Below are 12,121 nucleotides of genomic sequence, written 5' to 3'. Positions count from 1 at the left end.
GGGATACCTTTGGCCGTAAAAGTTACCTGGACCAAAGCGCCGTCCTGTATGGATCAGGAGACCACCAGCAAAACCAGGCTCCGTGTCACAGCGACCAACACGGGAAGATTGCCCGTCAAAGTTGTAGAAATGGGAATCAGGTACCCCCGGAGAAACCAGGTGGAATTTGAAACACTGGAGCTTTTGGGCATGGTTTTGGAACCATCGGAAGAGGCCAGCGCGTACTTCGAAATTCACCAGATGAAGGGTCTGCCCCGGTACGATACAATTTTCGTGAAAGACGACAGCGGAAAAATATATTATCCGGATTTACGCCTCGCGGCCAGGATTGGCCGGTTTCTATGGTGGCAATTCGGCTCCTGTCCCACAACATAAAAAAATAAAGAAGAGCCTTTGCCCGGCGGCAAAGGCTTTGGTTCTTACATATCTAAACTTCAGTATCCTCGCTTATGGCTGCAGCGGAGTGATGCTCCTCAGCATCCCAATACAGCCATTCGGGTGGGTAAAACCCGATTTCAAAACCCGGCAGCGGTCTGGGGTGCTCCCTTTTAATGGTGTTTTCCTTCATTACGATCACCTCAAGGCTATTATCGTCATTTAAGAATAAAATTAAACCTGCGGGGAAATGTATTGTAAAAGATTATAAGAATTACATAATGTTAAGACTTTATTATAGTCGCCGGGGAGGACCAGTTTATGAATACAGATGCAGTGGTGCAGTATTTTCAGAGCAACCCCTGGATGTTTACTGCCTTAGTGGCCTGGAGTATCATATGGAAGGCTTTAGCCCTCTGGCACGCGGCGCGCAATAGCCAACTGGCCTGGTATATCGTGCTGATTATAATCAACACAGCCGGTATACTTGAAATAATTTACCTGTTGTTTTTCAGGAGAAAAAGATCCAGGTTTTAAACACCGGAGATATTTATTCTATATAACCTTTACAACCCCGTCATTGCTGGCGGGGTTGTCCTGTTTGCTGATAAATTCTCTGCGGTGTTCGGGGCTGCCTTATTAATATGGAAGGTCCACAGCAGCGCAGACGACCTCCAGCAGCACCGGCATGTCAGACTCGACAGCCTGCCTGATCCTGTCCTCGATTTCAGCCGGGTCTTCTATGCGAAATCCTTCCACGCCGCAGGACTTCGCAAACTGGACAAAGTCCGGCGTGGTCAGTTCATGCCCAAACGGCTTCAGCCCTTCCGCAGCCATCTTGTTTTTTTCAATGCTGTAAACCCGGTTCTTAACTACTATCACAGTTATTGCCAGGTTATAGCGGACACAGGTAAGCAGCTCGCTCATTGAAGTGATCATCCCGCCGTCACCTACTATAGCGATAACATTTCTTTCCCTGTCGGCCAGCTTGGCGCCAATGGCTGCCGGAAGGCCGCACCCGATGCTTCGCCACATGCTTGAAAGGAGGACCTCCTGGTTCTCCATCATAAAGCCCAGGTCAAACCAGTGCGAGAACTCGCCGATATCCAGGGCGATAACCGACTTTGGAGGTACAACCGTGTTAAGGCTGGACATCAGCCTTAACGGCAGCACCGGCCTGCTGTTGTCCTCCCTGGCCTGGGCTATTACCTGTTTTACGCGCAGCGCTTCCCCTTTAATCCTGGCCACCCATTCCCGGTTTACGTCATAATTTTCAAGGTCATGCATAATAACTTCAATAAGGAGGCCAAGGTCCCCGCTTGCCGCAGCGTGCGCGTTCACGTTAATTCTTTCGGGTCGCTCGGCCAGGTGAATTAATTTAGCTTGCTCAGGGAAAAACTTCTGATCGTAAGAGGCGTTTCCGACCAGGATGATGCAGTCTGCTTCTTTAATAATCGGGGGCAGGTAGGCCTCCCCTATCCCACCTAAATTTCTTTTGAAGGACCCCCTGATCATACTTTTGGCCTCCTGGGCCACGACCAGGCCGGACCCTATATGGTGGGCCAGGGCTAAAACCTGGTAGACCGCTTCTTCCGCCGCCCGCCCGATCACGATCAGGGGTTGGCGTGAATTTCTGATGGCTTCCAAAATTTTTTCATTGCTGCCGGAAAAGACCGGGGGCCTTCTGATCTCAACAATATCTGCCGGCAGCGTGTCAGCAGATACAGGCATGGCGAACACATCTTTGGGGACTGTGATATGCGCCGCGGAGAAATCAAGATACGCCTTCCTCGCGGCAATAGCAAGGATTTCCCCCGTGGAGGCAGGGTTTATCAGTATAGATGAAAAATTAGAAAAATTTTTGTACAGCAGCTGCTGGTCAAAATATTGTTTTGCCTTAGTGCCGATCTTTTTTGTCTCGACCTGGCCCGTAATGGCTAAAACAGGGCTTCCATCCAGGTATGCGTCAGCCAGCCCGTTTAGCAGGCTGACCGCGCCGGGTCCGGCGGAAGCGGTACAGACGGCAAGCCTGCCGGTAAGCCTGGCCTCGTATGAGGCCATAAAAGCGGCGGCTGTTTCACTAGTGGCCGCAATAAATTCTATTTTATTCTGGCGGGCCATGGCGTCCATTAAAGGGAATATGGCGTCTCCGAGGACTCCGTATATCCTTTTCACACCCCATTCAGCCAGCTGGGCCAGGATAAAATCAGCCACATTACCACTTACACGCAACTTCTCCACCCTTTCTTAGAGTATAAAATAACTGCTTTAATCTATTGTTTTCATCATTTATCAAAATTATCCTGCATGGGGCGACAATATAAATTATTTGGGAATTGACTGTGTGATATGTTATAATTCTTTTAACTTTGGGGAGGGATAATATATTGTCTAAAAAAAGAAGGGTAAAAAGAAAGTTAAATATTTTCCGTTTGGCCATCCTTCTTTTGCTCCTGGTGGTGCTGATCGGAGGCGGTATATCTATCGGCCTTGTTTTCGCCAGTGTTAAAGACATGCCTGCTCTCAGTCCTGAAATGCTGGAATCAGGGGCATCAACCATGGTTTACGATAAAGATGGCAAACTGGTAACCCAAATCGGCATCAGTAACAGTGTACCTGTTGATATCAAGGACGTGCCTGAACATGTTAAGAACGCCTTCCTTTCTATAGAGGACCCCAGTTTTCGCAAACACCACGGGATCAGCATACGGGGGATCGCCAGGGCGGCTGTAAAAGACATCATTTCCAGGTCCAGGGGTGAAGGCGGCAGCACCATTACCCAGCAGCTGGTAAGAATATCAATGCTGACTCCGGAAAAGACTTGGAAGAGAAAGATCCAGGAAGCTGTCCTGGCCATACAGGTCGAAAGACGATATACCAAGGATGAAATTTTGGAAATGTATTTAAACAACACTTACCTTGGTGAAGGAGCATACGGGATCCAGGCCGCGTCGCAGACCTATTTCGCGAAGACAGTCGACAAGCTGAACCTGGAGGAAGCCGCGCTGCTCGGCGGACTGCCCCAGGCGCCCAGCGCATACTCACCGTTCCGGGATCCCCAGGCGGCAAAGTCCAGGCGTAACGACGTGCTGGACAGCATGGTGAAAAACAAATGCATCACCGCCAAAGAGGCTGAAGAGGCCAAAGGCAAAGAATTGGTACTTGAGACTAAAGAAGTAGCCTCGCGTCAATACCCTTATCCCTATTTTCTTGACTACATCACAGATCAATTAGTTGAAGAATACGGGGAATCCGAGGTTTTTAAAGGTGGATTAAAGGTTTATACTACCATGGACACGGAAGTCCAGTTAATTGCTGAAACAGCAATGGCCAGGACCGCCAATTTCCCTGCTTCCAAGCCTGATGAAAACGGCATGTTGCAGCCTGAGGGAGCCGCCGTCGTGCTTGACCCCGCCACAGGATATATCCAGGCGCTGGTCGGCGGGCGCGAGCATACCCAGAAGAGACAGTGGAACAGGGCCGTCCAGACTGCCCGCCAGCCCGGCTCCGCCTTTAAACCTATTATTGCCTACGGGCCTGCGATTGAATACCAGGGGATGGGGCCGGCTTCGGTAGTTGATGATATCCCTGTTAGCTATGGTTCATACGAGCCGCGCAATTATGACGGAAGGTACCGCGGCCTGATCACTTTACGGACTGCCATAACCAACTCTATCAATGTGGCCGCGGTAAAAATAATGGTCGATTATGTCGGTATGGAAAATGCCATTAAATTTGCCTCAAACCTTGGGATTAATTTAGATGCGTCAACCCACGGGGCAAGCATGGCGCTGGGAGGCCTTGACAAAGGGGTTACGCCACTCCAGATGGCAAGCGCTTACGGCGCTTTTGCCAACATGGGGACTTATATCGAACCCACAGCGATCCTGAAGGTCGAAAAGACTGACGGCGTTGTCCTGGAGCAGACGATACCCAAACAACGGCAGGTAATGAAAGCCACCACTGCATACCTGGTCACAGACATGCTGAAATCCGCAGTGGAAAGCGGAACGGGGACCGGTGCCCAGATCGGCCGGCCGGTGGCCGGGAAAACCGGTACCACCGACGAAGGGAAGGACCTCTGGTTCGTCGGGTATACACCCGAACTTGTAACGGCGGTATGGATAGGTTACGACCAGCCTACGGCGATGCCTCAGGCATTCGGAGGCACTTATCCGACCAGGGTGTGGCAGGAGATTATGAGCAGGGCTCTCAGCGATGTTCCCGTCAGGAATTTCAGCATGCCCTCAGGGATAGTGACATCAACGGTCGACGGCAAGTCCGGACTGCTGCCGGGCCCGCTTACCCCCGGTGACAGCCTTGTCACTGATTTGTTTGCCGAGGGGACGGTCCCCACTGCAACAGATAACGTGCACGGTTACGTTGAGGTTTGCGCCGCAAGCGGCCAACTGCCGACATCTTACTGTCCCGACCGGGTGATTAAACCATTAATCAGACTTCCATATAACGTTTCTTCTATAGTTGAAGACTACAAGCTCCGCACTCCTACGGAATCGTGCACTATGCACGGCCCCGGCAAGACTGCGCCCGGCACGCCCGGAAAAACTGGAGAAGACACACCCGGATCACAGAAACCAACTGACAAACCAGGCATTATTCCAAAACCCGGCCAGCGGGAATAACAACGATAAAGGATAAAGGCGGCTGAGAACCCCGCATCTGGGGTGTGCAAGCCGCCTTTTTTTCATGGAAAATATTTAATTTATCAAAACTCATAGTAATTATTTTTTTGTTAAAAATATTATTTATGAACCAAATTAATATCAAGGAGGTGTATCGTTTGTATCACCATGGTTGGTCTGATTACCAGCGCGGGGTCCAGGTGAAATCACTGACTCCCGACGGCAGCGACATTTCCATTAATTACAGCGGCCTCTTGAAAAATTCCGGAGCTACCCAGGTTTTTCTCCACACCGGTTTTGGGAACCCCATGCATTGGAATATCGTTGAGGATTACCGCATGCAGCGGACACCCGAGGGCTGGAAGAAAACTCTCAACATGGAGGACGGCCAGCTTACCTTCTGCTTCCGCGACTCAGCCGGCAACTGGGATAATAATAACGGGCATAACTGGACCTATAAGAACGTCTGACAAAAACCGGGCTTTAGGCCCGGTTTTATGTTTATAGACTATTTTGCCAGCTCTACTATGGTAACTCCGTATCCTCCTTCGCCGTGTTCACCCAGGCGGAAAGATTTTACCCGGCGGTGCCCTTTCAACAGCTTGTGGACTGCCGTCCTCAGCGAGCCGGTGCCTTTGCCGTGGATCAGGCTGACCCGGGGCAGGCCGGCCAGATCAGCGTCGTCCAGATATTTTTCCACCAGCAGCACGGCTTCCTCGGCGTACTGTCCTCTTAAGTCCAGCTCCACAGATATATCGCGCGCCTTATCGAGGATCATGCCTGCCACTTCGCTTTGCCCACCGCCGGTTTTTGGCTTTTCAACCGTGCGCAGGTCTTTTAAGGGCACGTTCATCTTTAAAATGCCGACCTGCACCTGCACATCTTCCCCCGGTCCCGGCGGCTCGATAACGTAACCCCGCTGGTTGAACCTGGGCAGCAGCACTTCCTGCCCGGCGCGCAGTCCAGTTGGCACCTGCCCTGAAAAGACCTTTTCAGGAACGGCGCGGCTTACTTTATGATGCAGCCGGCCCAGCTTATCCCTGGCCTCCTGGATAGCGCTCTCCCTGGCCCGCGTTGACTCTTCGGCAATTTTCTCCCTGAGTTCCCTTACAGCAAACTCTGCCTCCATCCTTGCCGATTTCACCAGCGACCGCGCCTCTTCCCCTGCTTTGGACAGGATCGCCTCACGTCTTTGGGCGAGATCCTCCGCCAGTTTTTCATGTTTATCCTTGATCGCCCTGGCCTCATCAGCGAGTTTTGCGGCTGCCTCCCGGTCGGCTTCAGCCTCCTGCTGGGCTTTTTCCAGGTTGCGCATCAGCTCTTCAAACTGGATCTGCTCCACAGATAAAAATTTTCTGGCTCTCTTTATCAGCCCGGCCGGGAGCCCCAGCTTCAGGGCGATCTCGAAGGCGTTGCTGCGGCCCGGCTTGCCAATTAACAGGCGGTAGGTGGGCCTTAAGGTCGCTGTGTCAAACTCTACGCTGGCGTTCTCAACCCTTTCGCGGGCATAGGCAAAATTTTTCAACTCGCTGTAATGGGTGGTGGCAATGGTCCTGGCGCCGGCCGAGTGCAGCTTTTCCAGGATTGACTGGGCCAGGGCGGCCCCTTCAACGGGATCGGTGCCGGCCCCCAGTTCGTCTAGCAGCACCAGGCTGTCTCTGCCGGCCTGGCTGACAATTTCGACAATGTTGGTCATATGAGAGGAAAAAGTGCTCAGTGACTGTTCAATGCTCTGCTCATCGCCTATATCCGTGAAAACCCGCTGAAATATCCCCAGCCTGGAATTTTCACCGGCAGGTATATGAAGGCCGGACTGGGCCATTAAAACATGCAGGCCGGCAGTTTTCAGGGTGACCGTCTTTCCGCCGGTGTTAGGGCCGGTTATGACCAGCGTGTCAAAATCCTCGCCCAGACGGATATTTACCGGAACCACGTCCCCTTTCAGCAGCGGGTGCCTGCCCTGCCTGATATCCAGGACCGCCTCGTCCGCCAGGACCGGCGCCCAGGCGTCGAGGTGCTGGCTGTACCTGGCCCTGGCCATGATAAAATCAAGCTCACCGAGCGTTTGCAGGCTGGTTTCAATACTCTCGAGGTCCTGAGCCACACCTTCCGACAGCCCGGCCAGGATCCTCTGGATCTCCTGTTTTTCCGCTACAGCCAGGCGCCTAATCTCATTATTTTTATCCACCACGGCCATCGGCTCGACAAAGATTGTGGCGCCGCTGGCGGACTGGTCGTGGATTATGCCGGGAACCTGGGCGCGGTACTCGATCTTAACCGGCACTACATAGCGGCCTTCCCTGATCGTAACGATGGGATCTTGTAAATATTTCTGGTAATTTGGGGAACGGATCAGGTTTTCGATATAATTTTTTATATTGAGCTGGGCGGCTGCCAGCTTTCTGCGCGTTTGGGCCAGTTCCGGCGAAGCGTTGTCGGCGATTTCGCCGCCCGGCAAAATTGCCTTTTTAATTCTTTTTTCCAGGTCCGGCAGAGGAGTTATAAAAAATGCATGATCGTTAAGTAAAGGATAGGTTTCCTGTCTTTCAGCCAGAAAGTTTTTCATGATCCTTCCAGCGGTAAGCGTATCCGCAACCGCGATCAGTTCTTCCGGCTCCAGGACAGCTCCCCGTCCTGCCCGCTGGAGCTGGTTCCGGATGTCTTTCCAGCCGCCCATTTCAGCGGTAGGCTCCATCCTTAAGAGCATCCTGCCTTCGCTGACCTCGTCCTGCCACCTGTTAATAACGGCGGGGTCATCTACGGGCCTGAGATCCAGAGCCCGCTCTTTGCCGAGAGGCGACCCGGCGAAAGAGGCCAGCTGCTCCAGGACTTTATTATATTCCAGTCTTTTCAAAGTCTTTTCTTCCATTAGAAAAACCTTCCACGTAGTTTCAGAAAAATTAAGTTATTTATTTATTATTGTCATATCACGCCCCGGTAGTAATGCCCCTTGGTAAATCCCTGGGGGCTGTGTCCCGCCAGGACTTCTTTCAGTTCAGAAATAATATTGCCGGCATAGCCGGGCAAATCCAGGACTGTGCGGTAAGCCTTTACGACATCCCTGACATAACCCTGTCCCTCGCGCCTGGCTTCAATGCGCAGCGCCGCAATACCTGTTACGGCTATCGTCCCGGCATCTTCAATAAGACAAAGGTCGCGTGAATTAAATACATGCATGCGGCAGTACTGGTCCAGCTCAACAGGAAATACCACGCCTTTCCGGTCTTTTAAACCGCATTGGGCGCCCCGGCACGGCCCGGGGCAGCGCCCCGGCTTGCCTCCTCCCAGCAGGCTGCCCGCGGCGCAGTACTCAGAGACCATCAGGGGCAGCGCGCCGTGCACTATTGCCTCAGCCGGCAGCGGCAGGTAAGGGACGATGTCCCTGAGCTGCTCCATGGTCAGCTCCGGCGACAGGGTAACCTGGCTGACCCCAGCCTCCTGCAAGAATTTTGCGCTTTCGTGGTTGAAAACATTAAGTGAAAAATCAGCATAAAGCGGTTTATCCGTAATATCCCGCACCTTCCTGATCAGGCCCAGGTTTCCGGCCTGGACCCCGTCCAGGTGTTTATCTGCCATTTTATGCAAAATGCTTAAGAATTGATCAATATCTTTGTCCTGTAAAATGCGGGGGGAAGAAAGGACAAAGATTACACCGGCTTCAGCGCAGATTTCTCCTCCTTCTACAATATGGTCCGGTGAGAACTTGCCCCTGGAATGAAACTGCTCTCCGCCAAAGTACACCATCCCGGCGCCCGCATCAACAGCAGCCTTAAGGGAAGCCAGGTCATTGACAGTCACGGACAGCAGCGGTCTTCTCTTAACACCGGTCGCCGCGGCAGTCCCGGCAGCTGCCGCCAGGCGGCGGCGGAAAACCTCTTCCGTTACGGGTTTGTGCCCGATCGCGGCCGCCCTTTTTTTCTCAACACGGGACAGGGCTGTCCTTCTGGCCTCGTTAATATCGCTGACCGGCACCATTAATTCACCTGTCAGATCCAGCTTCAGCTCTGACATTTCAAAAGGCGTGTTTCCCAGGCGGGAAAGCTGTTTCCAAAGGTATTCATATGTCAGCGGCCGGTTCAGCGCCGCCACTGCGGGGCTGGCCGTAACTGCTTCCCCGGTATTGCCGAGGCTGTCCTCAACTTCTATCTTAAGAGGCTCTTCCAGCCTGGCGGATACTTTGATGACAAGAGGTATCTTCTTTTGCTCCCTGGGAGAGGCAAAGCTGGCCCTGGACTTTTCCACAAGGTCGGCGTCGTGTGTTTTAAAGACCCGGTCCCCCTTGAAAACCCGCCCTGGAATATCAAGCTGCACGACAGCTCCGGCAGGCGCGCGGTCTACAGGCCGTCCGCCCACGAAAATACGGTTTACTTCCCCGGCCGTCCGGCCGCCCTCGGTAACCCAGACCTCAATGCCGTCTCCCGCCCGCAGCGGTTCTTCCAGAGATATTTCCGCCAGGCGCAGTGTTTTGTTAAAACCTTTGACCCGGCCCAGGAAAAGGCCCCGGTTGTTGGGGCGCTTATAGCTCATCAGGTCCGGACCGGGCCTCCCGTAAAAGTAACCGGTTGTAAAATCCCGGTTAAATATCTGGGCGAGGTCCCTCGCCTCTTCCGGCGTTACGTTAAAGTCACCGCCCGCGGCGGCCCTGTCCAGCAGGCCGCGGTAAATCCTTACCACTGTGGCCACATATTCCGGCCTTTTCATCCGCCCTTCAATTTTTAAAGACGTTATGCCTGAGCGGACCAGGTCAGGCAGGTGTTTGCTCATGTTCAGGTCTCGCGGGCTTAAAAGGTAACTGCCGGCAGCCGCCGGATCAGCCAGGGCCCGGCCATGCCGGTCCACCATAACGTACGGCAGGCGGCAGGGCTGGGCACAGCGGCCTCTGTTCCCGCTCCTCCCGCCGATCATGCTCGACATGAGGCACTGGCCTGAATAACAAACACAAAGGGCGCCGTGAATAAATACTTCTATTTCAACTCCCGACTCCCTGACGATCTCCTGTGCCGCCTCCAGTGAGAGTTCCCTGGCCAGCACAACTCTCTTCACTCCCGCTTCTTTCAGCACGAGGGTTGAGGGCAGGTTGTGCACGGTCATCTGGGTGCTGGCGTGCAGAGGCAGCTCTGGGATTGCTTTCCCGGCCAGCCTTAATAGGCCCAGGTCCTGGATAATTGCTCCGTCTGCGCCGCTGCGCTGCAGAAAATGAAGAAATTTCAGCGCCTCCGGCAGTTCCCGGTCGTCCATTAGAATATTGACGGTTGTATAGATCTTGGCCCCTCTGACGTGAGCATACTCAACCGCCCGTTCGATTTCACGGTCGTCAAAGTTCCCGGCTGACTGCCTGGCGTTAAAACTTTTACCGCCCAGGTAAACGGCGTCCGCCCCGTTTTCAACAGCCGCCACCAGTGACTCCCAGCTGCCGGCCGGCGCCAGCAATTCCGGTTTGCGGGACATTAAAAGCTACTCCTTCCGCTCATACCTCAAAAGGCCGGCGCAGGGAATGACCTCGACCCCCCGGCGTACTATCTCATCGAGGAACAGGTTTAAACCCAGCGAGTCGCTGGCCATATGCCCGGCGATGATTACATTGACATGGTTTTTTTCCGCTTCCTTGCGGTGCTTCTCCCCGATATGCATCACTATCAGCGTGCCCACACCGGCCGCCGACAATTTGGCGTAGGCGTCCTCAGAACCGCTGGTCCCTCCGGTCATATCGACCATAACCCTGCCGGCCCGCTTTTCCTTGTTCCCGATAACAATGGCTGGGCCGGCGTTATAGTTTACAGCTTCAGCGTATTCGGGAATTCCTTTTAACAGCTTCACCACGTCGTTTAAAGTCTCCGGTTGTTTTTCGTCCATCATACTCTGGACATAGTCGTTGACCAGGTTGTCGGCAGGAGTGTGCACGCACATAATAGGTATGTCCAGCAGCCTGGCAGCGTCGACCGCGCGGTTGTGGTTCAGCGGCATCAGCCCCAACTTGACCTCATTGATCCGGGAGGCCATGATACCCTCCGCGACGTTGATCGGCACACCGAATTTGGACAGCACGTCCTCCTGCAGCCGCATCACCTGGTAAAGAGCTGACATGGCCTTGCCCTCAGGGTGGTGGGCGATAATCAGGTCTATTTTTTGGCCCCGCCCGGAAATTCGGTCGGCCAGCAAAACTTCTCCGGTCTCCATGTCAACCCCAGCCAGCACTCTTGCAACTTCGCGCTCGGGGTCGCCATAAAGCAGCCTGGAGTCACCGTAAGGGTTGAACAGCTTATCCCGGTCGTATTCCTTTTTTTCATCGTCTTTCATTTCTGCATACTGCTTGTTTTCTTTCTCCAAAAGCTTTTCTACCGCGGCCTTAGTGCGGGGGTCCTTGCCCATCCCTTTTTCAATGGCAAGCCTGTAAATTTCACCTATTTTCATACAGATCTCTCCTCTCTGTGAACGGTTATAAAACCGTGTCAAGAGAACCGTCCCCTTGACACGTTTGTTCTAGAAACGTACATATTGCCTTCCAGGTAAAAACGCAGCGGCAGTTTTTCCACCTCGTTGATGCCAATCCTCGTTGTAATTACAATACTCTCCTTGGGGTCCGCACCCCTGAGGATCACCAGAGGCTTAAGAGTTAAATCCGCCCCGTTATGGCCGCGGGTTATGCCCATGGCCTGCACCAGCTTGGCGGGCCCACTGCATAGATCAGCCAGCCTTTCCCGCCTCCGGTTGGCACGCATCATATGCAGCCCCTCCAACGGCTCAAGCGCCCTGATCAGGACCGCTTCGCCAACTCCTTCCGGGGCGGTGACAGCGTTAAAACAGTAATACATGCCGTATATAAAATAGACATAAGCATGGCCCGGAGGGCCAAACATAATCCTGTTGCGCGGGGTCATGCCGCGCGAGGCGTGACAGGCCGGATCCCCTTGTATGTAAGCTTCTGTTTCCACAATCCTGCCGGCGATGATTCCTTCTGGCGTATAATTTACAATAATATTCCCCAGCAGCTCCCGGGCCACAGTGACGGTATCCCTGGCGTAAAAAGAACGGGGAAGGACCTTCTCCCCGCGGGCGAGTTTCTTCACTGAATAAATTTTCTCCGTCATATTTCAAACCACTTC

At 53.3% G+C, this 12,121-nt stretch carries 10 protein-coding genes; 4 read left to right on the top strand and 6 right to left on the bottom strand.

Annotation, left to right across the window (positions count from 1 at the left end; genetic code table 11):
• Positions 1-9 precede the first annotated feature (9 nt).
• On the top strand, positions 10-375 hold the full coding sequence (locus ACOBQJ_RS04195) for a hypothetical protein (protein WP_421070480.1): 366 nt from the start codon (positions 10-12) through the stop codon (positions 373-375).
• Positions 376-427: 52 nt separating this feature from the next.
• On the opposite strand, the gene ACOBQJ_RS04190 is transcribed toward ACOBQJ_RS04195, so the two are convergent.
• The gene (locus tag ACOBQJ_RS04190) at positions 428-568 is read right to left on the bottom strand and encodes a hypothetical protein (RefSeq protein ID WP_421070479.1); all 141 of its coding nucleotides are present in this window, start codon (positions 566-568) and stop codon (positions 428-430) included.
• Positions 569-696: 128 nt separating this feature from the next.
• Between ACOBQJ_RS04190 and ACOBQJ_RS04185 the strand changes: the two genes are divergently transcribed.
• Positions 697-912, top strand: a complete 216-nt coding sequence (locus ACOBQJ_RS04185; RefSeq protein WP_421070478.1) for a DUF5652 family protein — start codon at positions 697-699, stop codon at positions 910-912.
• 102 nt (positions 913-1,014) lie between these two features.
• On the opposite strand, the gene ACOBQJ_RS04180 is transcribed toward ACOBQJ_RS04185, so the two are convergent.
• Positions 1,015-2,607 carry a thiamine pyrophosphate-binding protein gene (locus ACOBQJ_RS04180; RefSeq protein ID WP_421070477.1) on the bottom strand — a complete coding sequence of 531 codons (1,593 nt, stop codon included), beginning with the start codon at positions 2,605-2,607 and terminating at the stop codon, positions 1,015-1,017.
• Between the two features lie 155 nt (positions 2,608-2,762).
• Between ACOBQJ_RS04180 and ACOBQJ_RS04175 the strand changes: the two genes are divergently transcribed.
• A complete protein-coding gene (locus ACOBQJ_RS04175; RefSeq protein ID WP_421070476.1) occupies positions 2,763-5,018 on the top strand; it encodes a transglycosylase domain-containing protein in 2,256 nt (751 codons plus the stop codon).
• A 158-nt stretch (positions 5,019-5,176) separates the two neighbouring features.
• Positions 5,177-5,488 carry a carbohydrate-binding protein gene (locus ACOBQJ_RS04170; protein ID WP_421070475.1) on the top strand — a complete coding sequence of 104 codons (312 nt, stop codon included), beginning with the start codon at positions 5,177-5,179 and terminating at the stop codon, positions 5,486-5,488.
• Between the two features lie 38 nt (positions 5,489-5,526).
• On the opposite strand, the gene ACOBQJ_RS04165 is transcribed toward ACOBQJ_RS04170, so the two are convergent.
• Genes ACOBQJ_RS04165 through ACOBQJ_RS04150 form a run of 4 tightly spaced genes read right to left on the bottom strand, consistent with a single transcriptional unit; the run spans position 5,527 to position 12,106 of the window.
• A complete protein-coding gene (locus tag ACOBQJ_RS04165) occupies positions 5,527-7,887 on the bottom strand; it encodes an endonuclease MutS2 (protein ID WP_421070474.1) in 2,361 nt (786 codons plus the stop codon).
• Positions 7,888-7,940: 53 nt separating this feature from the next.
• Positions 7,941-10,466, bottom strand: coding sequence for a DUF3656 domain-containing U32 family peptidase (locus ACOBQJ_RS04160; protein ID WP_421070473.1), 2,526 nt, complete (start codon positions 10,464-10,466; stop codon positions 7,941-7,943).
• A 6-nt stretch (positions 10,467-10,472) separates the two neighbouring features.
• On the bottom strand, positions 10,473-11,429 hold the full coding sequence (locus ACOBQJ_RS04155) for an NGG1p interacting factor NIF3 (RefSeq protein WP_421070472.1): 957 nt from the start codon (positions 11,427-11,429) through the stop codon (positions 10,473-10,475).
• 38 nt (positions 11,430-11,467) lie between these two features.
• Positions 11,468-12,106, bottom strand: a complete 639-nt coding sequence (locus ACOBQJ_RS04150; RefSeq protein ID WP_421070471.1) for a DNA-3-methyladenine glycosylase — start codon at positions 12,104-12,106, stop codon at positions 11,468-11,470.
• Positions 12,107-12,121 lie beyond the last annotated feature (15 nt).

The organism is Pelotomaculum propionicicum (assembly GCF_048984525.1).
Lineage (GTDB): Bacteria > Bacillota > Desulfotomaculia > Desulfotomaculales > Pelotomaculaceae > Syntrophopropionicum > Syntrophopropionicum propionicicum_A.
Note: the sequence above shows the minus strand (reverse complement) of the source record. Positions and strands in the feature narration are given on the sequence as shown.

Coding starts and splice junctions, on each gene's coding strand:
- ACOBQJ_RS04190 (WP_421070479.1), bottom strand. CDS start 568: ATGAAGGAAAACACCATTAAAAGGGAGCACCCCAGACCGCTGCCGGGT.
- ACOBQJ_RS04185 (WP_421070478.1), top strand. CDS start 697: ATGAATACAGATGCAGTGGTGCAGTATTTTCAGAGCAACCCCTGGATG.
- ACOBQJ_RS04165 (WP_421070474.1), bottom strand. CDS start 7,887: ATGGAAGAAAAGACTTTGAAAAGACTGGAATATAATAAAGTCCTGGAG.
- ACOBQJ_RS04160 (WP_421070473.1), bottom strand. CDS start 10,466: ATGTCCCGCAAACCGGAATTGCTGGCGCCGGCCGGCAGCTGGGAGTCA.
- ACOBQJ_RS04155 (WP_421070472.1), bottom strand. CDS start 11,429: ATGAAAATAGGTGAAATTTACAGGCTTGCCATTGAAAAAGGGATGGGC.
- ACOBQJ_RS04150 (WP_421070471.1), bottom strand. CDS start 12,106: ATGACGGAGAAAATTTATTCAGTGAAGAAACTCGCCCGCGGGGAGAAG.